27 protein-coding genes are annotated in these 26,144 nt (G+C 54.3%); 15 read left to right on the top strand and 12 right to left on the bottom strand.

Going from position 1 to position 26,144, the window contains the following annotated elements; all coding sequences use genetic code 11:
• The 3 genes from hemX to hemC are packed head-to-tail and all read right to left on the bottom strand — an operon-like array spanning nt 1 to nt 2,858.
• Nucleotides 1-1,158 carry a uroporphyrinogen-III C-methyltransferase gene (hemX, locus tag KXR87_RS14785; RefSeq protein WP_437433000.1) on the bottom strand — a complete coding sequence of 386 codons (1,158 nt, stop codon included), beginning with the start codon at nt 1,156-1,158 and terminating at the stop codon, nt 1-3.
• 21 nt (nt 1,159-1,179) lie between these two features.
• The gene (hemD, locus tag KXR87_RS14780) at nt 1,180-1,920 is read right to left on the bottom strand and encodes a uroporphyrinogen-III synthase (RefSeq protein WP_437432999.1); all 741 of its coding nucleotides are present in this window, start codon (nt 1,918-1,920) and stop codon (nt 1,180-1,182) included.
• Nucleotides 1,917-2,858, bottom strand: a complete 942-nt coding sequence (gene hemC, locus KXR87_RS14775; RefSeq protein WP_437432998.1) for a hydroxymethylbilane synthase — start codon at nt 2,856-2,858, stop codon at nt 1,917-1,919. The genes hemD and hemC overlap by 4 nt, the downstream gene beginning before the upstream one ends.
• 308 nt (nt 2,859-3,166) lie before the next feature.
• Between hemC and cyaA the strand changes: the two genes are divergently transcribed.
• Nucleotides 3,167-5,710 carry a class I adenylate cyclase gene (gene cyaA, locus KXR87_RS14770; RefSeq protein ID WP_437432997.1) on the top strand — a complete coding sequence of 848 codons (2,544 nt, stop codon included), beginning with the start codon at nt 3,167-3,169 and terminating at the stop codon, nt 5,708-5,710.
• 70 nt (nt 5,711-5,780) lie between these two features.
• On the opposite strand, the gene cyaY is transcribed toward cyaA, so the two are convergent.
• On the bottom strand, nt 5,781-6,104 hold the full coding sequence (gene cyaY / locus KXR87_RS14765) for an iron donor protein CyaY (protein ID WP_437432996.1): 324 nt from the start codon (nt 6,102-6,104) through the stop codon (nt 5,781-5,783).
• Nucleotides 6,105-6,241: 137 nt separating this feature from the next.
• Between cyaY and lptM the strand changes: the two genes are divergently transcribed.
• From lptM to corA, 8 genes are all read left to right on the top strand, one after another.
• Entirely contained in the window at nt 6,242-6,442 is a 201-nt protein-coding gene (lptM, locus tag KXR87_RS14760; protein ID WP_437432995.1) for an LPS translocon maturation chaperone LptM, read from the top strand.
• A gap of 44 nt (nt 6,443-6,486) precedes the next feature.
• Nucleotides 6,487-7,311, top strand: a complete 825-nt coding sequence (gene dapF, locus KXR87_RS14755; RefSeq protein WP_437432994.1) for a diaminopimelate epimerase — start codon at nt 6,487-6,489, stop codon at nt 7,309-7,311.
• Nucleotides 7,308-8,015, top strand: a complete 708-nt coding sequence (locus KXR87_RS14750) for a DUF484 domain-containing protein (RefSeq protein ID WP_437432993.1) — start codon at nt 7,308-7,310, stop codon at nt 8,013-8,015. Before dapF ends, KXR87_RS14750 begins: the two co-directional genes overlap by 4 nt.
• On the top strand, nt 8,012-8,914 hold the full coding sequence (xerC, locus tag KXR87_RS14745; protein ID WP_437432992.1) for a tyrosine recombinase XerC: 903 nt from the start codon (nt 8,012-8,014) through the stop codon (nt 8,912-8,914). The genes KXR87_RS14750 and xerC overlap by 4 nt, the downstream gene beginning before the upstream one ends.
• Entirely contained in the window at nt 8,914-9,630 is a 717-nt protein-coding gene (gene yigB, locus KXR87_RS14740) for a 5-amino-6-(5-phospho-D-ribitylamino)uracil phosphatase YigB (RefSeq protein ID WP_437432991.1), read from the top strand. Before xerC ends, yigB begins: the two co-directional genes overlap by 1 nt.
• A 78-nt stretch (nt 9,631-9,708) precedes the next feature.
• Nucleotides 9,709-11,871, top strand: coding sequence for a DNA helicase II (gene uvrD, locus KXR87_RS14735; protein WP_437432990.1), 2,163 nt, complete (start codon nt 9,709-9,711; stop codon nt 11,869-11,871).
• Nucleotides 11,872-12,019: 148 nt separating this feature from the next.
• Nucleotides 12,020-12,076: a YsgD/CorL family protein gene (gene ysgD, locus KXR87_RS14730; protein WP_353889132.1), complete on the top strand. Its 57-nt coding sequence runs from the start codon at nt 12,020-12,022 to the stop codon at nt 12,074-12,076.
• 153 nt (nt 12,077-12,229) lie between these two features.
• A complete protein-coding gene (gene corA, locus KXR87_RS14725; RefSeq protein WP_437432989.1) occupies nt 12,230-13,180 on the top strand; it encodes a magnesium/cobalt transporter CorA in 951 nt (316 codons plus the stop codon).
• Nucleotides 13,181-13,223: 43 nt separating this feature from the next.
• Here the strand turns inward: corA and KXR87_RS14720 are convergent, their stop codons facing one another.
• From KXR87_RS14720 to yigI, 6 genes are all read right to left on the bottom strand, one after another.
• Nucleotides 13,224-13,616, bottom strand: a complete 393-nt coding sequence (locus tag KXR87_RS14720) for a DUF2628 domain-containing protein (protein ID WP_437432988.1) — start codon at nt 13,614-13,616, stop codon at nt 13,224-13,226.
• Nucleotides 13,617-13,650: 34 nt separating this feature from the next.
• Nucleotides 13,651-14,028, bottom strand: coding sequence for a hypothetical protein (locus tag KXR87_RS14715; RefSeq protein ID WP_437432987.1), 378 nt, complete (start codon nt 14,026-14,028; stop codon nt 13,651-13,653).
• 125 nt (nt 14,029-14,153) lie between these two features.
• Nucleotides 14,154-15,353 carry a mandelate racemase/muconate lactonizing enzyme family protein gene (locus KXR87_RS14710; protein ID WP_437432986.1) on the bottom strand — a complete coding sequence of 400 codons (1,200 nt, stop codon included), beginning with the start codon at nt 15,351-15,353 and terminating at the stop codon, nt 14,154-14,156.
• A 233-nt stretch (nt 15,354-15,586) separates the two neighbouring features.
• Entirely contained in the window at nt 15,587-16,612 is a 1,026-nt protein-coding gene (locus tag KXR87_RS14705) for a LacI family DNA-binding transcriptional regulator (RefSeq protein ID WP_437432985.1), read from the bottom strand.
• Nucleotides 16,613-16,654: 42 nt separating this feature from the next.
• Nucleotides 16,655-17,542: an EamA family transporter RarD gene (gene rarD / locus KXR87_RS14700; RefSeq protein WP_437432984.1), complete on the bottom strand. Its 888-nt coding sequence runs from the start codon at nt 17,540-17,542 to the stop codon at nt 16,655-16,657.
• 51 nt (nt 17,543-17,593) lie between these two features.
• The gene (yigI, locus tag KXR87_RS14695; RefSeq protein WP_437432983.1) at nt 17,594-18,061 is read right to left on the bottom strand and encodes an acyl-CoA thioesterase YigI; all 468 of its coding nucleotides are present in this window, start codon (nt 18,059-18,061) and stop codon (nt 17,594-17,596) included.
• Between the two features lie 159 nt (nt 18,062-18,220).
• On the opposite strand from yigI, the gene pldA reads away from it, so the two are divergent.
• The 3 genes from pldA to rhtC all read left to right on the top strand — a co-directional run bounded on the left by pldA (nt 18,221) and on the right by rhtC (nt 21,670).
• The gene (gene pldA, locus KXR87_RS14690; protein WP_437432982.1) at nt 18,221-19,096 is read left to right on the top strand and encodes a phospholipase A; all 876 of its coding nucleotides are present in this window, start codon (nt 18,221-18,223) and stop codon (nt 19,094-19,096) included.
• A 65-nt stretch (nt 19,097-19,161) separates the two neighbouring features.
• The gene (gene recQ / locus KXR87_RS14685) at nt 19,162-20,988 is read left to right on the top strand and encodes an ATP-dependent DNA helicase RecQ (protein WP_437432981.1); all 1,827 of its coding nucleotides are present in this window, start codon (nt 19,162-19,164) and stop codon (nt 20,986-20,988) included.
• A gap of 61 nt (nt 20,989-21,049) precedes the next feature.
• Nucleotides 21,050-21,670, top strand: coding sequence for a threonine export protein RhtC (gene rhtC / locus KXR87_RS14680; protein ID WP_437432980.1), 621 nt, complete (start codon nt 21,050-21,052; stop codon nt 21,668-21,670).
• A gap of 38 nt (nt 21,671-21,708) precedes the next feature.
• On the opposite strand, the gene rhtB is transcribed toward rhtC, so the two are convergent.
• Nucleotides 21,709-22,329, bottom strand: a complete 621-nt coding sequence (rhtB, locus tag KXR87_RS14675; RefSeq protein ID WP_437432979.1) for a homoserine/homoserine lactone efflux protein — start codon at nt 22,327-22,329, stop codon at nt 21,709-21,711.
• Nucleotides 22,330-22,435: 106 nt separating this feature from the next.
• Here rhtB and pldB point away from each other — a divergent pair, with 106 nt between their 5' ends.
• The 3 genes from pldB (at nt 22,436) to KXR87_RS14660 (ending at nt 25,236) form a co-directional block, all read left to right on the top strand.
• Complete coding sequence (gene pldB / locus KXR87_RS14670) at nt 22,436-23,431, top strand: lysophospholipase L2 (RefSeq protein WP_437432978.1); 996 nt, start codon at nt 22,436-22,438, stop codon at nt 23,429-23,431.
• A 25-nt stretch (nt 23,432-23,456) separates the two neighbouring features.
• The gene (gene yigL / locus KXR87_RS14665) at nt 23,457-24,257 is read left to right on the top strand and encodes a sugar/pyridoxal phosphate phosphatase YigL (protein WP_437432977.1); all 801 of its coding nucleotides are present in this window, start codon (nt 23,457-23,459) and stop codon (nt 24,255-24,257) included.
• A gap of 79 nt (nt 24,258-24,336) precedes the next feature.
• Nucleotides 24,337-25,236, top strand: coding sequence for a carboxylate/amino acid/amine transporter (locus KXR87_RS14660; protein ID WP_437432976.1), 900 nt, complete (start codon nt 24,337-24,339; stop codon nt 25,234-25,236).
• On the opposite strand, the gene metR is transcribed toward KXR87_RS14660, so the two are convergent.
• On the bottom strand, nt 25,124-26,077 hold the full coding sequence (gene metR / locus KXR87_RS14655; protein ID WP_437432975.1) for an HTH-type transcriptional regulator MetR: 954 nt from the start codon (nt 26,075-26,077) through the stop codon (nt 25,124-25,126). The two genes, KXR87_RS14660 and metR, sit on opposite strands and share 113 nt — an antisense overlap.
• Between the last annotated feature and the right edge of the window lie 67 nt (nt 26,078-26,144).

The following is a 26,144-nucleotide window of genomic DNA, read 5'->3' as shown; positions in this document are numbered from 1 at the left end:
TTATTCTCCCTGCGGTGCGTTAGCGGGTGCGGATTGAGGCGCATCCGCCCCGGGTTGCGTCAGCAAATTACGCACGCGGGTTTGCATCAGTTTTTCAAGAATAGGCTGACTTTGCAGCGCATCCGGGATCTCCATCGCGATGCTTTGCTGATCGAGCTTATCAAGCTCTTCAAGGAACGCTTTGGTGGTCGCATCTTCAGTGTCGTAGTAGGCGCGAACCCAGGTCGACACATTATCCAGCGCCTGCTTGTAGGTCTCTTCCTGATGACGAGGAACCGCCTGCGCCGCTACTAACAGCCGCGAACGGATATTTTCACGCAGATAGACGTCCTGATTAGGTGCCAGCAGCGGAACCGCCGTGTCATCGCGGCGGCGAATAGTAATAAAGCTGTCCATAAAGCTCTGCCAGCTTTTCTGAAGGTTTACGCGCCATTCGGTAATAGAGCTGGAGAGCTCGCTGCTATCGGCGTCCATCGGAGAATCGTCGTCGTTATTGTCCGCAAGGCGCAGGTTATCTATCTGATTGGATAACTGATTCACCTTCAGAATAATGCCGTCATAGTCCACCTGAGTGATAGCAGACAGAGCAGTGATATCCTCGGTGATGGCGCGACGAGCGGTAATCAGGCTGGGATCATTCATTTCAGCAAGGCTGATATCGGCGCTTTTCAACAGTGCAGCGGCCGTCGTGGCATCCTGATCGCTCCAGAGCTTACGCCCGGCCAGTTTGACCAGGAAATCAGCCTGGGCCAGCAGCCAGGTTTTAGCGTCAGAGCCGGATATCGTCGCCACTTTTTGCTGCAACTCATCCAACTGCTTGTTGAGTGCGGCCTGCTGGTTTTTGGCTTCGTCCAGCTGCGTCGCTTGCTGCTTGATAACGTCTTCCAGCCCGGCTTTTTGTTTATCCTGGGCCTGCTGTAAAGCAATGACCTGATTTGCCAGCTCGTCGTTCGTCGCACGTATAACGGTGGTCTGATGCTTGACCCAGCCATAAAGACCGACGCCTGCGGCCAGTGCGATAGCAATTGCAATCACACTCAGTGCAAGACTCGTCTTGCCAGCGCGGTTGTTCTTCTCGGCTTTTTCGGGCGGCGGCGTTGTGCCATCAACCTGTTTGGTCTCTTCAACCACGGCAGAGGAGTGTTGTTGTTCCGTCATTATGGCTTCCCATTATGAGTGTTATTGTAATGCGCGAATCAGCGCATCGTTTTCTGCGTTATCGGCGACCTGAATATCCTGCCAGCCCAATTCCCGGGCGAGGTTCGCCAAACGTTCACTGACGACAAGCAGTCGACAACCCAGTAGCCAGTTTTCACGATACCAGGGTGGAGTGAGTGAAAAAAGTTGCTGTAACATCTCGCCGCTGGTTACCACCAGGGTAGTCACCCCCCGCGTGTGCCAGCGCATCGCTTCTTCTGCGCCGTCGTAATATTTCATACTGCGTTGATAGCATTCACAAAATTCTACTATGGCGCCCCGTTCCTGCAGGGTTTGACCTAGTAATTCCCGGCCACCATTGCCTCGTAAGATTAGCGCACGTTTGCCCTCAATGCTTTGTAATTCAGGCAATTGTAGTAAGACTTCGCTAATTTCACGATCCAGCGGGTAGCGTACATCAATACCGCTGACTTTATGCAGTGCCAGCGCGCTTGTGCGGCCAATCGCGAAATAGTCCGGGTCTGCAGGCCACGTAGTATGGGCCTGTTTTAAGTGAGCCTGGGCGAAGGTCACCGCATGTTGTGAAAGGATGAAAACCATGTCGTTGGCGGTGAGCGCATTCAACCGCCCGGCGAGAGAATGCAGCTCGCGTCCAGGGGAAAACTCAATCAGCGGAAAGCTCCATGCCACCAGCCCCAGAGCGCGCAACCGGCTCACAAGTATCTCTCCTGCGGGAGAGGGACGGGTGACAAGGATACTCATGCAGGCGCGTCTCCGTTATAAACGTCGGTCAGAATGTCACGAGCGCCGTTTGCGAGCAGCTCTTCAGCGAGAGAAATGCCCATTTCGACCGCCTCTGACGGCTGGCCACGTCGTTCGCCACGAATAATGTCAGAGCCATCCGGTGCACCGACTAAGGCGCGTAGCCAAAGCTCCCCCTCCGTTATTTCAGCATAGCTGCCAATTGGCACCTGGCAGCCGCCTTCAAGCCGCGTATTCATGGCACGTTCAGCCGCAACCCGCAGCGACGTTTCATCATGGTTGAGCGGGGCGAGCAGTGCTCGTGTGTGTTCATCCGCCAGCCGACATTCAATCCCGACCGCCCCCTGGCCGACGGCCGGGAGAGAGAGTTCAGGAGGTAGTGCTTGCTTGATACGCGCTGCCAGACCCAGACGTTTTAGTCCTGCAACGGCGAGAATAATCGCGTCATAATCGCCGTTGTCGAGTTTACTTAAGCGTGTACCTACGTTGCCTCGCAGGGAACGAATCTCAAGATCCGGGCGACGTGCGGCCAGTTGACACTGGCGGCGTAAACTTGACGTGCCGACAACGCTGCCCGCTGGCAAGTCATCAAGACAGTTAAAGTGATTGGAAACGAAAGCATCGCGCGGATCTTCACGCTCGCAGATGGTTACCAGACCCAGCCCCTCTGGAAAGTCTACCGGCACATCTTTCATCGAATGCACCGCAATATCTGCACGATTTTCAAGCAAAGCCAGTTCCAGCTCTTTTACAAATAAGCCTTTACCACCGACTTTAGCCAGAGGAGTATCCAGAATGACATCGCCGCGGGTAACCATGGGCACCAGTTCAACCGTCAGGTTGGCATGATGTGCCTCCAGCTGTGTCTTAACATAATGTGCCTGCCAGAGCGCCAGGGGACTTTGCCGTGTGGCAATTCTTAAAACATTGTCTAACATGCTTGTTACCGTCATTATCGTCTGTTGACCATCCTAACATTGTTGTCTTAGGGTGTCAGGTTTGCGGTTAATGCACTGGAAGTGGCGGGTTTGACCATCGCGATAAGACTCGCCTCAGTTGTAAGTGGGAATTTACACGTAGTGAAGGGTGCTACACTGGTAAGTAGCGCATCTTTCTTTACGGTCAATGAGCAAGGTGTTAAATTGATCACGTTTTAGACCATTTTTTCGTCTTTACTACCTCAAAGATGAAGGCGAAAAAGGGTAACGGCTTAATTGGCTTTTCTGTAAACATCAGGCGATATGTCTTGTACCTCTATATTGAGACTCTGAAACAGAGACTGGATGCCATAAATCAATTGCGTGTGGACCGCGCGCTTGCTGCTATGGGACCTGCTTTTCAGCAGGTGTACAGTCTGCTGCCGACATTGCTGCACTATCACCATCCGCTGATGCCGGGTTACCTCGATGGTAACGTTCCAAAAGGCATCTGCCTTTACACGCCTGATGAAACCCAACTGCACTACCTGCATGAACTCGAACTCTACCGTGGCATGCCTGCGCAGGAGTCGCCAAAAGGCGAACTGCCGATTACGGGCGTCTATACCATGGGGAGTACCTCTTCGGTAGGGCAGAGCTGTTCTTCCGATCTTGATATCTGGGTGTGTCACCAGTCCTGGCTTGATAATGAAGAACGCCAGCTGTTACAGCGCAAATGTAGCCTGCTGGAGAGCTGGGCGGCATCGCTGGGCGTCGAGGTGAGCTTCTTCTTAATTGATGAAAACCGCTTCCGCCATAATGAAAGCGGCAGTCTGGGTGGTGAAGACTGTGGCTCCACGCAGCACATTTTGTTGCTTGATGAATTCTACCGCACCGCTGTGCGCCTGGCGGGTAAGCGTATTCTGTGGAATATGGTGCCGGGCGATGAAGAAGAGCACTATGACGACTACGTCATGACCCTCTACGCACAGGGTGTACTTACGCCGAATGAATGGCTGGATCTCGGCGGCCTGAGCTCGCTGTCTGCTGAAGAGTATTTCGGCGCCAGCCTCTGGCAGCTCTATAAAAGTATCGACTCCCCGTACAAAGCGGTGTTGAAAACATTGCTGCTTGAAGCCTATTCCTGGGAGTATCCAAACACCCGCCTTCTGGCGAAAGACATTAAACAGCGTCTGCACGATGGCGAAATCGTCTCGTTCGGTCTCGATCATTACTGCATGATGCTGGAGCGCGTAACCCACTATCTGACCGCTATCGAAGACCACACTCGCCTGGACCTTGTTCGTCGATGTTTCTACTTAAAAGTGTGTGAGAAACTGAGCCGTGAGCGTGCCTGTGTTGGCTGGCGGCGAGAAGTCGTCAGTCAGTTAGTCAAAGAGTGGGGGTGGGACGAAGCTCGCCTCACGATGCTGGATAACCGGGCAAACTGGAAAATCGATCAGGTGCGTGAAGCGCACAATGAACTGCTTGATGCAATGATGCAGAGCTACCGTAACCTGATCCGCTTTGCGCGCCGCAATAATCTGAGCGTCTCCGCCAGTCCGCAGGACATCGGTGTGCTGACCCGTAAGTTATATGCCGCGTTTGAAGCGCTGCCGGGCAAAGTTACGTTAGTTAACCCGCAGATTTCGCCGGATCTCTCCGAGCCAAATTTAACCTTTATCCATGTTCCGCCAGGCCGTGCGAACCGCACCGGTTGGTATCTCTACAACCGCGCCCCGAACATGGACTCTATCGTCAGCCATCAACCGCTGGAATATAACCGCTACCTGAACAAACTGGTGGCCTGGGCGTGGTTTAATGGTCTGTTGACGTCGCGTACGCATCTGTATGTAAAAGGCAATGGTATTGTCGACCTGGCAAAACTGCAGGAGATGGTGGCGAACGTGTCGCATCACTTCCCGCTGCGCCTGCCTGCGCCCACGCCAAAAGCCCTCTACAGCCCATGTGAAATTCGTCATCTGGCCATTATCGTCAACCTGGAGTACGACCCGACCGTGGCGTTCCGTAACCAGGTTGTGCATTTTGATTTCCGTAAGCTGGATGTGTTCAGCTTTGGCGAGCAGCAAAACTGCCTGGTGGGTAGCGTCGACCTGCTGTATCGAAACTCGTGGAATGAAGTGCGCACGCTACACTTTAACGGCGAGCAGGCGATGATTGAAGCGCTGAAGACCATCCTTGGCAAGATGCATCAGGACGCGGCACCGCCGGACAGCGTTGAGGTGTTCTGTTACAGCCAGCACCTTCGTGGGTTAATACGTACCCGCGTCCAGCAGTTGGTTTCCGAGTGCATTGAGCTTCGCCTCTCCAGCACCCGTCAGGAAACGGGCCGCTTTAAGGCATTGCGTGTGGCCGGGCAGACCTGGGGCCTTTTCTTCGAGCGTCTTAATGTGTCGGTGCAAAAACTGGAAAATGCGATCGAGTTTTACGGCGCCATTTCGCATAACAAGCTGCACGGTCTGTCGGTTCAGGTCGAAACCAACCACGTTAAACTGCCGCAAGTGGTGGATGGCTTTGCCAGTGAAGGGATCATTCAATTCTTCTTTGAAGAGACGGGCGATGACGGTTTCAACATCTATATTCTGGATGAGAGCAACCGCGCGGAAGTCTATCATCACTGCGAAGGCAGCAAAGAGGAGCTGGTGCGTGACGTGAGCCGGTTCTACTCCTCGTCTCATGACCGCTTTACCTACGGCTCGAGTTTTATCAACTTTAACCTGCCGCAGTTCTATCAGATTGTAAATGTGGATAATCGGGTGCAGGTCATCCCGTTCCGCAATCAGTCCATTACGCCGGTCGCGTCTGCCAGTCAGGATAACGACGCACCGATGTTGCAGCAGTATTTCTCCTGACTCCCTGTTGGGGTGCGGCCTGATGCCCTCACCCCACTCCTCTCCCGGCAGAGAGCAGCAAAACGAGCCGTTATCCCCGGAAGCTTACCTCTTCGCCTGCCTGCTGCGTCGCCGCTTGTTCCAGCAAGTCCCAGAACGTTTCACCTGAGCGATCGCATACCCACTCGTTCTCTTTGAGATCGAAGTGGTAGCCGCCCTGCTTAGTCGCCAGCCACACCTGATGCAGAGGTTCCTGACGGTTGATAATGATTTTGCTGCCGTTTTCAAAAGTGAGGGTCAGCACGCCGCCGTTGATTTCGCAGTCGATATCACTGTCGCTATCCCGGTCGTCCAGACGCGTCTCGATGGTTTCCCAAAGGGTGTCAGCCAGGCGATGAAATTCACTGTCGTTCATTGTTGTTTCCCGTTTTAGGTGATGGCGGCAGTATAACGCGAAATATTTCCCGATGCAGGGTGTGTGCAAACTCTTGCTTTTGTGCCTTCTCCTGCGATGATAGATAAAAGAAAGGATGAACTAACAGGCTACCTACAATGAAAGATGTGTGTCGCACGCTGGCCGTAATGCTGGCCTTATTCAGCCTGACAGGCTGTGGTCTGAAAGGACCGTTGTATTTCCCGCCGGCAGATAAAAACGCGCCGCCGCCCACGCAAAAAGCGTCACCCGTTCTCCAGTCGACTACGCCGGATCGTAACGATCGTGGTGATAACGGTGGCCCGAGCCAGGTTAACTAATTACGATCCCCGTTCCGTACCCGCGCAGGTAATTGGAGTAGATAATGCAGTTCTCGAAGATGCATGGCCTTGGCAACGATTTTATGGTCGTCGACGCGGTGACGCAGAATGTCTTTTTCTCCCCGGAGCTTATTCGCCGTATGGCAGACAGGCACCTGGGCGTCGGGTTCGATCAGTTACTGGTGGTTGAACCCCCTTATGATCCTGAACTTGATTTCCACTACCGCATTTTTAACGCGGACGGCAGCGAAGTGTCGCAGTGCGGCAACGGCGCACGTTGCTTTGCCCGCTTTGTCCGCCTCAAAGGTCTCACCAATAAACGCGATATCCGCGTCAGCACCGCCAACGGGCGAATGGTATTAAGCGTGACGGAAGACGAGCTGGTGCGCGTGAATATGGGCGAGCCTAACTTTGAACCATCGCAGGTCCCGTTTCGCGCTAACAAAGCGGAAAAGACCTATATTATGCGTGCAGCGGAGCAAACCATAATGTTCGGGGTTGTCTCAATGGGCAATCCACATTGCGTGATTCAGGTTGATGACGTTGACACCGCGCCGGTGGAAACGCTGGGGCCGGTGATGGAAAGCCATGAACGTTTCCCTGAGCGCGCCAATATTGGTTTTATGCAGGTGGTTAAACGAGATGCTGTTCGTCTGCGCGTTTATGAACGTGGTGCTGGCGAAACGCAGGCCTGTGGCAGCGGCGCATGTGCAGCCGTCGCCGTTGGCATTCAGCAGGGTCTGCTGGCCGACGAAGTACGAGTCGACTTGCCGGGCGGCCGGCTGGATATCGCCTGGAGAGGGCCGGGCCAACCATTGTACATGACCGGCCCGGCAGCACATGTCTACGACGGATTTATTCATCTATGAAGCACGTTGGGGAAGAGCAGCAGGAGGCGCCTGCCGAACTGGACGACAGCGCGGTTGTGGAGTATCTCCTGCGTCATCCTGAATTCTTTATTCGTAATGCCCACGCAGTGGAACAAATTCAGGTGCCGCACCCGGTACGCGGTATGGTTTCTCTTGTGGAATGGCATATGGCGCGCGCGCGCAATCACATCAATGTGCTGGAAGAGAACATGACGCTTCTGATGGAACAGGCCAGCGCAAATGAAGGCCTGTTTTATCGCCTCCTGCGCCTGCAAAGTAAGCTGGCATCGGCGGGCAGCCTTGAAGAGATGCTTAACCGCTTCCAGCGCTGGGCAAAAGATCTGGGGCTTGCGGGCGCGACCATTCGCCTTTTCCCCGACCGCTGGCGGCTTGGCGCACCCTCTGGCTTTACGCATCTGGCGCTCTCTCGCCAGGCGTTCGAACCTTTTCGCATCCAACGGCTGGGCCAACAGCAGCATTACCTGGGCTCGCTGAACGGGCCGGAACTCCTGTTGCTGTTACCCGACGCCAAAGCCATTGGTTCTGCTGCCGTTTCCATGATGGGACGTGACGCCGATTTGGGTGTGGTTATCTTCAGCAGCCGGGACCCGCACCACTATCAGTCCGGGCAGGGCACTCAGCTTATAGAGGAGATCGCCATGATGTTGCCTGACCTGCTGGAGCGTTGGATCGAGCGCGCATGACCGACTCGCCCTTACACGCCGCCGTCGCAGATTTTCTTCGCTATCTGCGCGTTGAGCGACAGCTCAGCCCCATCACCCTTATCAATTATCAGCGTCAGCTTGATGCCATCATTGCCCTGAGCGAAACGCTGCACTTGCAGCGCTGGCAACAATGTGACGCCGCCATGGTTCGTGCCATCGCCGTGCGCAGCCGCCGTAAGGGTCTTGGCGCGACCAGCCTCGCGCTGCGTCTTTCCGCCTTGCGCAGCTTCTTTGACTGGATGGTCGGTCAGGGCGAGTTGCCTGCAAACCCGGCAAAGGGAGTGTCAGCGCCCGCCACGCCACGCCATCTGCCCAAAAATATTGATGTTGATGATGTTAATCGTCTGTTGGATATCGATCTTAACGATCCGCTGGCGGTGCGCGATCGCGCGATGCTGGAAGTGATGTACGGGGCTGGCTTACGCTTGTCGGAGCTGGTGGGGCTGGATGTGAAACACATGGATCTGGAGAGCGGCGAAGTGTGGGTGATGGGGAAAGGCAGCAAAGAGCGCCGGCTGCCCATCGGGCGTAATGCGGTTATCTGGATTGAACACTGGCTCGATTTGCGCGGCCTTTTCGGCACCGATGACGATGCCCTGTTTCTGTCGAAACTTGGCAAACGTATTTCGGCGCGTAACGTGCAAAAACGTTTTGCTGAATGGGGGATCAAACAGGGGCTGAACAGCCACGTGCATCCGCATAAGCTACGCCACTCTTTCGCCACCCATATGCTGGAATCCAGCGGCGACCTGCGCGGCGTGCAGGAGCTACTCGGGCATGCTAATCTTTCCACCACGCAAATTTATACTCATCTTGATTTTCAACACCTTGCCTCGGTGTATGACGCAGCGCATCCACGCGCCAAACGGGGGAAATAATGCGATTTTACCGACCAACGGGCCTCATCTCGGCCCTGACGTTTGATCTGGACGACACGCTGTACGACAACCGTCAGGTCATCCTGCGCACGGAGCAGGAGTCTCTGCGCTTCGTACAGCAATACCACCCCTCGCTGAACGCACTGGAAAGCACCGATTTACATCGCATTCGCCAGTCTCTGCGCGAGACCGAACCCGATATTTATCATGACGTGACCGAATGGCGTCGACGTGCGGTGGAAAACGCTATGCTTGGTGCTGGCTTAACCGCACAGGACGCCGCTGCAGGGGCTGAGGCGGCGATGCACCACTTCGCCACATGGCGCAGCCGTATTGATGTACCGCAGGAGACGCACGAGACGCTGGCGAAACTGGCTGAAAAATGGCCGCTGGTGGCTATCACCAATGGCAATGCGCAGCCGGAACTTTTCGGTCTTAACGACTACTTCAAATTTGTGTTGCGTGCAGGTCCGGATGGGCGGGCGAAACCCTTCAACGATATGTACCATCTTGCCGCCGCGCGTCTGAATATTCCTCTGGGGGAAATTCTGCACGTAGGCGATGATCTGACGACCGATGTGGCGGGGGCAATCCGTTGCGGTATGCAGGCCTGCTGGATCAAGCCTGAAGGAGCAGACCTGTTAACAGCGGCGGATAGCCGCTTGCTGCCCCATCTGGAAATTTCGCGGTTGGCATCCCTCACCACGCTGATATAATCACCAGCAGTATTGTATAAATCCACAGTATGCCCGGTAGGCTTCATGCCACCGGGCAGATGACTTTCGGCGGTGCCAATGGACGTTTCTTACCTGCTCGACAGCCTCAATGACAAACAACGTGACGCCGTTGCGGCGACGCGTTCCAATATGCTGGTGCTGGCCGGGGCAGGCAGTGGTAAAACGCGCGTGCTGGTCCATCGTATTGCGTGGCTGCAGAGCGTGGAAAACTGCTCACCGTACTCGATTATGGCGGTGACCTTTACCAACAAAGCGGCGGCCGAAATGCGCCACCGTATTGCCCAACTGATGGGGACCAGCCAGGGTGGCATGTGGGTTGGAACCTTCCACGGGCTGGCGCACCGCTTACTGCGCGCCCATCATATGGACGCGAATCTGCCGCAGGATTTTCAAATCCTTGACAGCGAAGATCAGCTGCGTTTGCTCAAGCGGCTGATTAAGGCGATGAACCTTGATGAGAAGCAGTGGCCGCCGCGTCAGGCCATGTGGTACATCAACGGGCAGAAAGATGAGGGTATACGTCCACATCATATTCAAAGCTACGGCAACCCGGTGGAGCAGACCTGGCAGAAAGTGTATCAGGCCTATCAGGAGGCCTGCGATCGTGCAGGGCTGGTGGATTTTGCTGAACTGCTGCTGCGTGCCCACGAGCTGTGGCTGAATAAACCCCATATCCTCCAGCACTACCGCGAACGCTTCACCAACATTCTGGTGGACGAATTCCAGGACACCAACAACATTCAGTACGCATGGATCCGACTGCTGGCAGGTGATACCGGCAAGGTGATGATTGTCGGTGACGATGACCAGTCTATCTACGGCTGGCGCGGTGCCCAGGTAGAAAACATCCAGCGCTTCCTTAAAGATTTTCCCGGTGCCGAAACCATCCGCCTTGAGCAGAACTACCGCTCAACCAGCAATATTCTCAGCGCGGCAAACGCCCTGATTGAAAACAATAATGGCCGTCTGGGTAAAAAGTTATGGACCGAAGGCATTGAGGGCGAGCCGATTTCGCTCTACTGCGCCTTCAACGAACTCGACGAAGCCCGCTTTGTCGTTAACCGGATCAAAACCTGGCAGGACAACGGCGGTGCGCTTGAGAAGTGTGCGATCCTCTATCGCAGCAACGCCCAGTCGCGTGTGCTGGAAGAGGCGCTGCTACAGGCCAGCATGCCGTACCGTATTTACGGCGGGATGCGCTTCTTTGAACGTCAGGAAATCAAAGACGCGCTCTCCTATCTGCGCCTTATTGCTAACCGTAATGACGATGCAGCCTTTGAACGCGTAGTTAACACGCCAACGCGTGGCATTGGCGATCGTACCCTGGACGTTGTTCGTCAGACTTCCCGTGATCGTCAGCTGACGTTATGGCAGGCCACCCGTAAGCTATTGCAGGAAAAAGCACTCGCAGGCCGTGCGGCAGGCGCTTTGCAGCGTTTTATTGAGCTGATTGATGCGCTGGCCCAGGAGACGGCGGAAATGCCCCTGCACGTGCAGACTGACCGGGTCATTAAAGATTCAGGTCTGCGCATGATGTACGAGCAGGAAAAGGGCGAGAAAGGCCAGACACGTATTGAGAACTTAGAGGAGCTGGTGACGGCGACGCGCCAGTTCAGCTACAACGAAGAAGATGAAGATTTAATGCCGCTGCAGGCGTTTCTTTCCCATGCTGCGCTGGAAGCAGGCGAAGGGCAGGCGGACACCTGGCAGGATGCCGTGCAGCTGATGACGCTCCATTCGGCGAAAGGGCTGGAGTTCCCCCAGGTGTTTATTGTCGGTATGGAAGAGGGCATGTTCCCAAGCCAGATGTCGCTGGACGAAGGCGGACGCCTGGAAGAAGAGCGCCGCCTGGCTTACGTCGGTGTGACCCGTGCCATGCAAAAACTCACCCTGACCTATGCCGAGACGCGTCGTCTGTACGGCAAAGAGGTTTACCATCGTCCGTCACGCTTTGTTGGCGAACTGCCGGAAGAGTGTGTGGAAGAGGTTCGTTTACGGGCCACCGTCAGCCGTCCGGTCAGCCATAAACAGCTGGGAACACCGATGGCGGAAAACGACACGGGTTATAAACTGGGCCAGCGCGTGCGGCATGCGAAATTTGGTGAAGGCACCATTGTGAACCTGGAGGGCAGTGGCGAGCATAGCCGTTTGCAGGTGGCCTTCCAGGGGCAGGGTATCAAATGGCTGGTTGCCGCTTATGCTCGTCTGGAAACAGTGTAACATTCAGAAAAATATCATCTTTTTGTAATCTTCTGCTAGCCTTATACGCTGAGGGGGAAATATTACCCCTTAGCGTTCCGTTGCGAGTTGACGCCTTATTTTTGCTGGCGTAACATGCGCGCACGATCACGCTAAGAGGACATTCGCCTTGGACACACCCAGTACATACTGGCTCAATTCCCTGTCATCCAGGAACAACTCCTAAGGCTATCTCCTCTTGCTGATGGCCTTAGTGGTTGTCAGCGATCTGTTTTATTCCCGTCGCGCTGAGTCAGGCTGTTTAATGGTCTGAAACGCCTTATGTTTCTTGTGTGCCCAACCGAACTGTCCAGACATTTTTGTATTGGGAGTCCCGGTCATGCTGAGCGCATTTCAACTCGAAAATAATCGTTTAACCCGCCTCGAGGCTGATGAAATCAAGCACCTCGCCAGCTCTGTATGGGTTGATTTGGTCGAGCCGGACGATGACGAACGACAACGCGTGCAAACGGAACTTGGCCAGAATCTGGCAACACGCCCTGAACTGGAAGATATCGAAGCATCCGCTCGTTTCTTTGAAGACGAAGACGGTTTGCATATCCACTCCTTCTTCTTCTTCGAAGACGCTGAAGATCACGCCGGTAACTCCACGGTGGCTTTTACTATCCGTGAAGGTCGTCTGTTTACCCTGCGTGAGCGTGAGTTGCCGGCATTCCGGCTCTATCGTATGCGCGCCCGCAGCCAGGAGATGGTGGATGGCAACGCTTATGAGCTTTTGCTGGATCTCTTCGAAACCAAGATTGAACAGCTGGCGGATGAAATCGAAAATATCTACAGCGATCTGGAAAAACTGAGCCGCGTGATCATGGAAGGTCAACAGGGTGATGAATATGACGAAGCGCTTTCCACGCTGGCAGAACAGGAAGATATCGGCTGGAAAGTTCGCCTGTGCCTGATGGATACCCAACGTGCACTGAACTTCCTTGTTCGCAAAGCGCGTTTACCCGGCGGGCAACTGGAGCAGGCGCGTGAAATCCTGCGCGATATCGAATCTCTGCTGCCGCACAACGAATCCCTGTTTCAGAAGGTAAACTTCCTGATGCAGGCGGCAATGGGCTTTATCAATATCGAGCAGAACCGCATTATCAAGATCTTCTCGGTGGTTTCAGTGGTCTTCCTGCCCCCGACGCTTGTTGCCTCCAGTTACGGGATGAACTTCGAGTTTATGCCTGAACTGCACCTGAGCTTCGGTTACCCTGCCGCCATTATTCTGATGATCCTGGCAGGCCTGGCCCCGTATCTCTATTTCAAACGCCGCAACTGGTTGTAATTCTGCCAACAGAGGTTCAGCAATTCTGCTGAACCTTTCTCTCTTACAGGCTCCAGGTCTGAATACCCTTAACCTTCAGTTCGTAATACCAGATATTCGCCCGCGAGGCGGTATAAATATTAACAACAAAGGCCAGGAATCGCAGATCGGTAGCCGCAATAATAACGGCAACTACAATATTTAGTAGTAAGATCAGAATTGATTTTTTCCATAACCCTAATATCAGCAAATAGATAATTGAGAAGAAATAGGCGAAGAAGTTCATAGACACTTTAAGCTTTTGCCCAAACGTCATTGTCTTAAACGCTTCTCTCCAGGCTGGCGTCGCGCCCCAAAAAGCGGGCAGGCCATTTTTGTCAAAGAACGAAAAACGGAATTTCCATTTTTCACTCAGTGACGGATCGTTCTGGTAATCGTAGTCGTTAGCGACGCTCATGTTTCTCTCCATAATGGTAATGATTTTTGCAGGTTCAGACTGCCGGGTCTTCGTGTGTAGGGGCGAGGAGTAAGATTAAAAACAGCAAAAAGTCGAAGCCGTTACCCACTTTAACGGCCAGGCTCTCGCATTCTGCGCCAAAAAAGAACCCCAGCCCGGCTGACGCCAGGTAAATGACGACTGAGGGAATAACCACGTAACGGGCTTTTAATCCACTGTCCCGCGTGCGTTGCGCATTGATATTCACCTTCAGGTAAGTAAACAACACCATGCACGACAGCAGAATAATGGGGCGCTCATCCAGATTGAAGGCGAGGGAAAGAAAGATAACATGCAAGAGTATATAGAGAACAATATATGGCCGACGCATAAGCCGTTTTTTGCCGGAAGGCAAAATAATCCTGCGCATCATTTCTCATTCATCCTGAACAGTGAAAATCAAACAGATTAAAACATAGCATTGAGAAATGGATTATGCGAAACAGAAATTGAATAATCCTCGATATAAATAAGCGGGCGACCATGCCGCCCGCTTATTTAGCGTGTTGATGTCCGGGTTAATGCATCTGGTCGACTGCGCAATTTATCACTCAGTGATGTCCCCAGGCCCTCACCGGTCGGCGGCAGCAAATAACCGTTTTCAACAACCGGTAGCCTGTCCACCAGATCGCCGTAGAAATCCGCCAGATAGGCGCGTACCACCTCCTGGAATATGGCGTTATTGCATGACAACCCCAAGTGCAGCGAGGCCATTAGTACCACCGGGCCGGTACAGTCGTGGGGGGCAATGGGCTTTTGGTAGGCTTCGGCCAGCGCAGCGATTTTTTTTGCTTCGGTAATGCCGCCACACCAGGAGAGATCGAGCATCACGTAGTCGAGCGCGTCGGCGGCTAAACACTCCCGAAAATTGCTCATCGTGGCCAGGGTTTCACTGCCACAAACCGGAATGCCGGAAAGGCGACGGTAATCTGCCAGCCCCTGTGGCGAATCCATTTTGATGGGATCTTCTGCCCAAAAGATATCGTACTGTCGCAGCTCACGTGAAATAGCCAGCGCTGCGGTGGTATTCCACAGGGAGTGGAATTCACACATCACATCGATTTTGTCGCCCACCGCGTCACGGATCTTTTTGAAAGGCGCGATGGCTTTCTTGATATCACTGCTACTGATGTACTGGCCGTTGCTGGCTGCGGCGAAGCTGTCTACCGGCCAGATTTTCATGGCGCTGAACCCTTCTTCAATCAAACTTTGTGCCAGCTCGTCCGGGCATTCCAGGAAGGCAACCTGATCATCATAGCGACCCTGCGGGCGCTGCTCGCCCTGTGACAAGGTGCGGCGTTGCTCACCCTGACTATTAAAATTTACCCCTGCGCAGGTGTTGTAGGCGCGCATTTTGTCGTGGCACAACCCGCCCAGTAACTGCCAGACCGGCTTTTTCAGCGCCTTACCCAGTAAATCCCATAGCGCAATATCGATAGCCGAACAGGCGCGGGTCTCCACCCCGGAGCCGTTGAAACCCAGGTAGCCCCGTAGCAGTGTACGGTTGTGGCGCTCGATATTCAGCGCCTCCTGACCCAGCAGCATCGGGGCGATGATGGAGTGGATATAGGCTTCTACCGCTTCAGCGCCACGGAACGTTTCCCCTAAGCCGATCAGCCCTTCATCGGTGTGAATCTCTACCCATAACAGGTTTGCATGTGCACGAACCCGGGTCGTTTCGATTTTAGTGATCTTCATAGATACCCCCTCGCGGATTAACTTTCTTTAATGGTTGCGCTACCATTTGCTGCTGTTAAAAAAGCTGTCTACAGGTGCAAAATAGAAAGCATTAAAAAACAATTAAATCAAACCATTATAAAATGGTAGCGCATTCATTTATCGCTCAAGCCTGGACTGATCCCTGGCGGCAGACAAGCGCAGGATCGTCAAAATGCGATCCCGCTTACAAAAAGGAGGTGGGGTCAGAGGCGCTAAGGTGTCTGAAGACAGGTCGAAAGTCGGTCAACGAGGGTAAAGCCAACGTCATCATTGACGGTCGTATGATCGCCGTTTTTCAGGCGGCGCAGCAGGGCAGCCGCTGCCAGATGACCAAGCTGTTTGCCATCAATGCGCACTGTCGAAAGAGGCGGGAAAGTGTGGGCAGCGAAGTTCATATCGCCAAAACCAAAGACAGAAAGCTGTTCCGGCACCTTCAGATGGCGGCTTGCGGCTTCGGTCAGCACGCCGTGGGCCAGGGTATCAGAAGTGCAAACGACGACACGCGGTGTACTGTCCCTTTCAAGGATGCGTGTTAAACCTTCGCGGCCCTGCTCCAGGGCAGGCAGTCCCGTGAAGCTCTGATGCACAATATCAGTGATGCCCTGCGACGTTAAGGTTTCCATAAACACCTGCGCTCGCACTTTACCGCGTGGATCATCAACGGAGAGCAGGGCGAAATGACGATATCCCTGACCGAGTAAATGATTAGCCACACGACGGCCCACCTCTTCGTGAGAAAACCCCACCAGCATATCAATAGGGGAGTCGCTGATGTCCCAGGTTTCCACCACCGGCACGCCCGTCGCACGCAGGCGTTTGCGGCTGGGTTCAGTGTGCACCGTTCCGGTGAGGATAATGCCATCCGGGCGACGACTGAGGATCACGTCCAGCAGCTCCTGTTCCTGTTGTGCTTCATACCCGGAGATACCCAGCAGGACCTGGTAGCCGTTGGCGGCCAGTTGCTCGGCAATCGCCTGAAAGGTATCCGAAAACAGGGGATTAGTGAGCATCGGGACTAATACCGCGACCAGACGGCTACGGTTGGATGCCAGTGCGCCCGCATTCTGATTGGGTACAAAGCCCGTCTCTTCAATGACTTTCAATACTCTGGTGCGCGTCGCTTCCTTTACCTGGTCCGGTTGATTTAACACACGCGACACCGTGATGGGGGCAACATTAGCCATTTTTGCTACATCTGCGATGCGCAGTCCTGAAACTGTCTGTTTACGACCGGGCATAGAGTGTCCACCACTGAAAGACGGTTAGTTTAAGGGCTTATCTTATCGACCACGACGTTGGGTATACAGCGCATCGAGTACAAAAACTGCCAGCGCAACCCAAATAAAGGCAAAGGTCACCATTTTGTCTGCGCCGGGGTGCTCATCGTAGAAGAACACGGCCAGAAGGAACATCAAGGTCGGGCCGATGTACTGAAAGAACCCGAGCGTCGATAAGCGAAGACGGGTAGCCGCCCCGGTAAAACAGAGCAGGGGAATGGTGGTGACAACACCCGCTGCCATTAACAGCAGGTTAAGAGACACGCTGTTCTGGGTCATATGGCTGGTTTCGCTGTTTGCAAAGCCAAACAGCCAGATGGCCGCAACCGGAAGCAACCAGAGTGTTTCGATGAGCATGCCAGTCTGGGCGTCAACGGCGATTTTTTTACGGATGAGCCCGTAAAAAGCGAAGCTGAAGGCGAGTCCGAGCGAGATGATCGGTAACGAGCCGAAGGCCCACAACTGAACCAGCACGCCGGTCGCCGCCAGAATAACCGCAGCCCACTGCATCCGGCGAAAACGCTCGGCGAGAAAAATCATGCCCAGTAAAATATTCACCAGGGGGTTGATGAAATAACCGAGGCTGGCTTCCAGCAGATGATGATTATTGACCGACCAGATAAAAAGCAGCCAGTTGCCCCCGATTAGCACTGCCGAAAGTGCCAGTAAGCAGAGCTTCTTTGGCATGCGGAAAACCTGTTTCACCTGCGGCCATTGTCGGCTGACGCTTATCAGGGCAATCATAAAGAAAAAGGACCAGATAATGCGGTGAGTCAGGATTTCATCGGCGGGGACATACCCTATGATTTTGAAATAAGCCGGCGCAATACCCCAAATAAAGTAAGCCGCAAGGGCGAGTAACACCCCTTGTCGCGTCTGTTTTGCATCCATGTCACTACACTCGTTGCTGAAAAGAGAGGCTACTTTAACTGATTTTGTGACTCAACCCACCATATAGGTCGCGGTTGCGCTTGCAATATAGAGCTGCTCTTCGTTATGCAGCTCAACACGGGCAACAGCCACTTTGTTCCCCGCACGCAAAAGGGTGCTGCTGGCGGTAAACCGGTTTCCACGGCCAGGGCGTAAATAATCCACGCGTAAATCAATCGTCCCCATCCGCGACAAACGGGTCCGCAGCTCCTCCTCCGTCAGCGTATCGTGACGCGTGAGGGTGCTGCCTACGCAAACCAGTCCGGCCGCCACGTCCAGGGCGGAAGCAATCACGCCACCATGAAGAATACTCTGCGCCCAGTTTCCCACCATCATGGGTTGATTATTAAAGCTGAGCTCGGCGTACTCTTTTTCATAGCGGATGAGTTCCAGCCCAAGGGCGCGATTAAACGGCATATGGTAAACAAAGATCTCACCTACCAGTTTTAATGCGGCGTCGGCTGTGAGGAGGGTTGACATAGAAGCTATATCCATAAGTTAAAGAAATGTTGATTTTATGCCTCAAAATTGTTGATTACCAGTTTCAGAAAGGATACCTGCGCAGCTCTTAAATAAATCTGTAGAATAGGTGGCGCTAAAATATTCAGTTCAACAACTTTGTTCAGGGGAAGAAAGCCGATGCGGACGTTTCTGGGTTGGTTTGCGGCAGCGTGCATGCTGCCATTTGCAGCATTTGCGCAGGAAGCGACAGTAAAAGAAGTTCATGATGCGCCCGCGGTGCGCGGCAGTATTATCGCCAACATGCTCCAGGAGCATGATAATCCGTTTACGCTCTACCCGTATGAATCCAACTACCTGCTTTATACCTATACGAGCGATATGAACAAAGAAGCCATCCGCTCTTATAGCTGGTCGGATGAAGCTCGTAAGGATGAAGTGAAGTTCCAGCTCAGCCTGGCATTCCCGTTATGGCGTGGTATTGTCGGACCGAACTCGGTGCTGGGTGCGTCTTACACGCAAAAATCCTGGTGGCAGCTCTCTAATACCAAAGAGCCGGCGTCTTCGCCGTTCCGTGAAACCAACTATGAACCGCAGCTGTTCCTTGGTTTTGCCACCGACTACAGCTTTGCGGGCTGGACGTTACGTGATGTGGAGTTTGGTTTTAACCATGATTCCAATGGACGTTCCGACCCGACGTCGCGTAGCTGGAACCGCATCTACACGCGTTTGATGGCGCAAAACAATAACTGGCTGGTAGAAGTGAAACCCTGGTACGTCGTGGGAAATACCGACGATAACCCGGACATCACCAAATACCTGGGCCACTATCAGATGCGAATCGGCTATCAGTACGGTGAAACCATCTTCAGCGTGAAAGGTCAGTACAACTGGAATACTGGCTACGGCGGCGCAGAGGTCGGTGTGAGCTATCCGATTACCAAACATGTTCGCTTCTACACTCAGGTGTACAGCGGCTATGGCGAGTCGTTGATTGACTATAATTTCAATCAGACACGGGTTGGTGTTGGCGTAATGCTCAACGATCTGTTTTAAGGATTGCAGTTTCATGAGCAGGCGCTGAAAATAGCGCCTGTTTTTTGCGGTTGAATGGGGTAAATGTGGCGCAGGCGGAAGTTTTGAATCTGGAATCGGCAGCTCTACAGGTTTTACGTGAAACCTTTGGCTACCAGCAGTTCCGTCCGGGCCAGGTGGATATTATCGACACGGCGCTCGCCGGTCGCGATTGTCTCGTCGTGATGCCCACGGGTGGCGGAAAATCCCTCTGTTATCAAATTCCGGCGTTGATCCTTCCGGGATTAACCCTGGTGGTCTCACCGCTTATCTCGTTGATGAAAGACCAGGTCGATCAGCTCCTTGCCAACGGTGTGGCGGCGGCGTGTCTCAATTCAACGCAGACGCGCGAGCAACAGCTTGAGGTGATGGCAGGGTGCCGAACCGGGCAAATTCGTCTGCTCTATATCGCCCCCGAGCGTCTGATGCTCGACAATTTCCTGGACCAGCTTCGCCACTGGAACCTCACTCTGTTAGCCGTGGACGAGGCGCACTGTATCTCTCAGTGGGGCCATGATTTCCGCCCGGAATATGCCGCTCTTGGGCAGTTGCGCCAGTATTTGCCCGCGGTGCCCTTTATGGCGCTCACCGCCACGGCCGATGACACTACACGGGCGGACATTGTGCGTCTGCTCGGGCTCAACGACCCGCTGATTCAAATCAGCAGCTTCGACCGTCCGAACATCCGCTACATGCTGATGGAGAAGTTTAAACCGCTCGATCAGCTCCTGCGCTACGTGCATGACCAGCGTGGCAAAGCGGGGATTATCTACTGCAACAGTCGTGCGAAAGTGGAAGACACCGCCGCACGTCTGCAAAGTCGGGGGTTCAGTGCGGCGGCCTACCATGCCGGGCTGGAAAACGACGTGCGCGCCAGCGTGCAGGAGAAATTCCAGCGCGATGACCTGCAAATCGTGGTCGCCACCGTGGCCTTCGGGATGGGCATCAACAAACCCAACGTGCGCTTTGTGGTGCATTTCGATATTCCGCGCAACATCGAATCCTATTATCAGGAAACCGGTCGTGCCGGACGAGACGGGTTACCGGCGGAAGCCATGTTGTTTTATGCCCCGGAAGATATGGCCTGGCTGCGTCGCTGTCTGGAAGAGAAACCCGCCGGGCAGTTGCAGGATATCGAACGCCACAAACTGAACGCGATGGGAGCCTTTGCTGAGGCGCAAACCTGCCGTCGCCTTGTGCTGCTGAACTATTTCGGCGAAGGGCGACAGGCACCCTGCGGTAACTGCGATATCTGCCTCGATCCCCCAAAACGCTATGATGGGCTCACCGATGCGCAAATTGCCCTCTCCACCATTGGTCGGGTTAATCAGCGGTTCGGGATGGGCTATGTGGTGGAAGTGATCCGTGGCGCAAATAACCAACGTATCCGTGAGCTTGGCCACGATAAGCTTAAGGTGTACGGGATGGGGCGGGATAAAAGCCATGAGCACTGGGTGAGCGTGATTCGACAACTCATCCATTTGGGGCTGGTCACGCAGAATATTGCGCAACACTCATGCTTACAGATGACGGATGCCGCGCGTCCCGTGCTGCGGGGTGAAATACCGTTGCAACTGGCCGTACCGCGCATGGTGGCGATTAAATCCAGGGTGATGCAAAAGGCCGCCGTCGGCAACTATGATCGTAAGCTCTTCGCCAAGCTACGCAAACTGCGTAAAGCGATTGCTGATGAAAACAACGTGCCGCCGTATGTGGTCTTCAATGACGCAACGCTTATCGAAATGGCGGAACAGATGCCCATTACGCCGGGTGAAATGCTGGGAGTTAATGGCGTTGGGGTTCGTAAACTCGAACGGTTTGGTCAGGAGTTTATGGCGCTGATCCGTGCCCACGTTGACGGTGATGATGAGTAGTCAGCAGGCGCGAAAAGTGCCAGGATAGTTACCCACTTTACTATTTTTCCGCGAGTTAAACATGGTCATGCTCTTCCTCACCGTCGCCCTGGTGCACATTGTGGCGTTAATGAGTCCAGGCCCGGACTTTTTCTTTGTGTCGCAAACCGCCGTTAGCCGCTCCCGTAAAGAGGCGATGATGGGTGTGCTGGGCATCACCGCAGGCGTGATGGTCTGGGCGGCCGTTGCGCTGCTCGGTCTGAACCTGATCCTTGAGAAAATGGCCTGGCTGCACAGCATTATTATGGTCGGCGGTGGCCTGTATCTGTGCTGGATGGGTTACCAGATGCTGCGCGGCGCGCTGAAAAAAGAAGAGAAAACCGCCGAAGCGCCTGCGGTGGAGCTGGCGACCAGCGGGCGCAGCTTTATGAAGGGGCTGCTGACGAATCTCGCCAATCCCAAAGCCATCATCTACTTCGGCTCGGTATTCTCACTGTTTGTGGGAGACAGTGTCGGTACGGGCGCGCGCTGGGGTATTTTCGTACTGATCATTGTGGAAACCTTTGCCTGGTTTACCGTGGTGGCAAGCCTGTTCGCTCTTCCGGCGATGCGTCGTGGTTATCAGCGTCTGGCGAAGTGGATTGACGGTTTTGCCGGTGCGCTGTTCGCCGGTTTCGGTATTCATCTGATCATTTCGCGGTAAGTTTTCTACCGGATAGCTGACGCCATCCGGTTATCTCATCAGGCATGACGTGCCGATGCCAGCAGTGCCCCCACCAGCATAAATAACGACCCAAACACCTTATTTAACGCTTTCATCTGATGTGGCCCTTTAATCCAGCCAGCGATACGCTGCGCCAGCGTCGCGTAGCCAATCATCACAATGATATCCACCACAATGGTGGTCACGCCCAGCACCACGTACTGCATGATTTGCGGCTGCTGCGGCACAATAAATTGTGGAAACAGCGCGGCCAGAAAGACAATGCTTTTGGGGTTGGTGAGATTCACAAACACGGCGCGCTTAAACAGACGCGAGCGGGATTGCGTCCGGGCAAGGGTATTGAGGTCAATCGCCCCGGCGGCGCGCCATTGTTGAATACCGAGCCAGATCAGGTAGGCAGCCCCCGCCCATTTCAGTACTTCAAACGCCAGCACCGAGCGGGAGAAAAGGGTGCCCAGACCTACGCCCACCAGCACAATGTGAATACCAAGGCCAGTTTGTAGCCCGGCAATGGACGCCGCCGCGCCACGATAACCGTGGCTTAGCGAGGTGGTCATGGTATTGATCGCCCCGGAACCGGGCGAAAGGCTGAGGATAATGGACGTCAGCAGATAGGCGAACCACCACTCGAAGGTCATGAGAAACTCCCTGATTGTCTGTTTTTATGCCACAATACGCTATTGTCCGCAGAGGTTGCTATAGGTCACAAAAAACGTTTTGGTCGTGTGAGTGAGGGCGTACCCAATGTTCCGGCGAAACAAGGAGTGGGAAACCAGAGAAAGCGCGTTTGCTGCCTTTGCTACAGGTCCGTTAACCGATTTCTGGCGTCAGCGTGAAGAGGCAGAGTTTACCGGCGTGGATGACGTCCCGGTGCGTTTTGTCCGTTTCCATGCCACCGGGCACGATCGGGTTATCGTGGTCTGCCCTGGCCGTATTGAAAGCTATGTGAAGTATGCCGAACTGGCCTATGACCTGTTTCATCTTGGGTTTGATGTGCTCATTATTGACCATCGCGGTCAGGGGCGGTCGGGGCGTATGCTGGAAGATTCGCACCGGGGCCACGTGGTCAATTTCAGTGATTACGTTGACGATCTGGCGGCATTCTGGGAACAGGAAGTGGCTCCCGGCCCGTGGCGTAAGCGCTACATCCTGGCCCATTCTATGGGCGGTGCGATTGCCACGCTCTTTTTACAGCGCCATCCGCAGGCAAATTGTGATGCTATTGCGCTGTGCGCGCCCATGTTCGGCATCATTATTCATCTGCCAGACTGGATGGTACGCCCGTTGCTGGACTGGGCCGAAGGCTACCCGCGCATTCGTGAAAATTACGCCATCGGCACGGGACGCTGGCACGCGCTGCCGTTTGCCATCAACACCCTGACCCATAGCCGCGAACGTTACCGACGCAACCTGCGTTTTTATGCTGATGAGCCTCAGTTACGCGTTGGCGGGCCAACCTGGCACTGGGTGCGGGAAGGCATTCTGGCCGGTGAAGAGGTGCTGGCAGGGGCGGCATCAGACACCTCGCCGATGTTGATTATTCAGGCAGAAGAAGAGCGTGTTGTGGATAACCGCATGCACGATCGCTTCTGCGACATTCGCGCCGCAGCGGGTCACCCTTGTGAAGGGGGCAAGCCGCTTGTCATAAAGGGCGCGTACCATGAGATCCTCTTTGAAGAGGACGCCATGCGCTCAGTCGCGCTCAGCGCCATCGTCGACTTCTTCGATCGGCATAACTAATGAATTATTGAGGTATAAGGTTCTTATGTATCAGGTTGTTGCATCTGATTTAGATGGCACATTGCTCTCCCCCGACCACACACTCTCCCCGTTTGCGAAGGATACGCTCAAGCTCCTCACTGCGCGCGGGGTGAACTTCGTTTTCGCCACGGGTCGTCACCATGTGGATGTCGGGCAAATCCGCGACAACCTGGAGATCAAAGCCTACATGATCACCTCGAATGGCGCGCGCGTACACGATACCGACGGCAATCTGGTGTTCACCCATAACCTCGATCGGGACATCGCCGCTGACCTGTTTGGCGTGGTGCATAACAACCCGGACATCATCACTAACGTCTACCGTGATGACGAGTGGTTTATGAACCGCCACCGTCCGGATGAAATGCGTTTCTTTAAAGAGGCAATTTTCCAGTATTCCCTCTACGAGCCAGGCTTGCTGGAGCCGGAAGGGATCAGCAAAGTCTTCTTTACCAGCGACTCGCATGAACAGCTCCTGCCTCTGGAGCAGGCGATAAACGCCCGCTGGGGCGATCGCGTTAACGTGAGTTTCTCCACGTTAACCTGCCTGGAAGTAATGGCAGGCGGCGTGTCGAAAGGGCATGCGCTGGAGGCCGTATCCGCAGCGCTGGGTTACAGCCTTAAAGAGTGCATCTCCTTTGGCGACGGCATGAACGATGCCGAAATGCTCTCTATGGCGGGCAAAGGATGCATCATGGGCAACGCCCATCAGCGCCTGAAGGATCTGCACCCGGAGCTGGAAGTGATTGGTACTAACGCCGACAACGCTGTCCCACATTATCTACGCAAACTCTTTCTTGAGTGACGATAGGGTTATTTATTGACCAGTTGTCAACCAAAGACTCCGCTACAATGGGTGTTCCTTATCCAGAGAGACATTCATTGTGGCGCTTCTCATCATTACCACGATCCTGTGGGCCTTCTCTTTTAGCCTGATTGGCGAGTACCTTGCCGGGCATGTTGACAGCTATTTTTCGGTGCTGATGCGCGTCGGGCTGGCGGCGCTGGTCTTTTTACCTTTCCTGCGCACGCGCGGGCTACCCTTTAAAACAATCGGTTTGTATATGCTGGTGGGGGCGCTCCAACTGGGCATTATGTACCTGTTCAGCTTCCGGGCCTACCTCTACCTGACAGTCTCGGAGTTCCTGCTCTTCACCGTCTTCACGCCGCTTTATATCACCCTCATTTACGATCTGCTCAGTAAACGCAAACTGCGCTGGGGCTATGCGCTGAGTGCGCTGCTGGCGGTGGTGGGAGCGGCGATTATTCGTTATGACAAAGTCAGTGAGCACTTCTGGACAGGGCTGATGTTTGTTCAGCTTGCCAACCTCAGTTTCGCCATCGGCATGGTGGGCTATAAACGCCTGATGGAAACCCGTCCTATGCCGCAGCACAACGCGTTTGCGTGGTTCTACCTCGGTGCGTTTGTGGTGGCGGTGACCGCCTGGTTTGCGCTGGGAAATCCACAAAAACTGCCAACCACCAACGTACAGTGGGGCGTGCTGATCTGGCTGGGCGTGGTGGCGTCAGGGCTTGGCTACTTCATGTGGAACTACGGGGCAACGCAGGTGGATGCCGGTACGCTTGGCATCATGAATAATGTGCACGTTCCGGCCGGGCTGCTGGTTAACCTTGCCATCTGGCAGGAGCAGCCCCACTGGCCGAGCTTTATTATTGGTGGCTCGGTGATAATGGCCTCGCTGTGGGTCCATCGACAGTGGGTCGCTCCGCGCTCCGCACAAACGGCAGATGGTCGCAAGCGTGGTTCCGCGCTGAGCGAATAAACGCCTCGGTCACCGGTTGACGCTGCTCACCATCGCGTGTGGCGGCGTACAACCGGCTCCACAAGCCTTCTCCCAGCGTCTTTGTCACCACCAGCCCCTGGCGTTCAAAACTCTCCACCACCCAGTGCGGCAGTGCGGCAATCCCCATCCGCGCCGCCACCATCTGAATCAATAACAGGGTGTTATCCACACTTTTTAGCGACGGGCTGACGCCTGCCGGTTGCAGGAAGTGACGCCAGATATCCAGACGACTGCGTTGCACCGGGTAAATAAGCAGCGTTTCGGCGGCAATATCTTCCGGTGCGATTCGCGCCCGTGAAGCAAGAGGATGGTCAGGCGAGAGCACCAGCCGCACTTCAAAATCAAACATCGGCGAATAGTACAGCCCGCTGCGCGGCAGAATGTCCGATGTCATCACCAGATCCAGCTCGCCCTGCTGTAAGGCTGGCTGCGGGTCAAAGGTCACGCCTGATTTAAAATCCATCTCCACCTGCGGCCACTGGGTATGAAAACGCTCCAGCGCCGGCGTCAACCACTGGATACAGCTGTGACATTCAATGGCGATGCGCAGGCGTGTTTGCTGCGGTTTATTGCAGGCCTGCAACGCGCTGGTGATTTGTGGCAGCACCTGGTTTGCCAGTTGCAGCAGGATTTCGCCCTGCGGCGTAAAGCGCAGGGGCTGACTTTTACGCACAAACAGCCGGAAGCCCAGGCGCTGTTCCAGATCGCTGAACTGGTGGGAAAGGGCGGACTGAGTCTGGTGCAGCGATGCCGCCGCCGCCGCGAGAGAACCGCTGTTGCGTAACGCCTGCAGCGTTTTCAGATGTTTAATTTCGATCATGAAAGTCCTTCACTCCGGCATGACAAATTTGCGCTTGAGGAATATACAGTACCTTTTGATTATAGAT

This window comes from Yokenella regensburgei (assembly GCF_051486985.1).
In the GTDB taxonomy this organism is placed as follows: Bacteria; Pseudomonadota; Gammaproteobacteria; order Enterobacterales; family Enterobacteriaceae; genus CBFFRJ01.
Note: the sequence above shows the minus strand (reverse complement) of the source record. Positions and strands in the feature narration are given on the sequence as shown.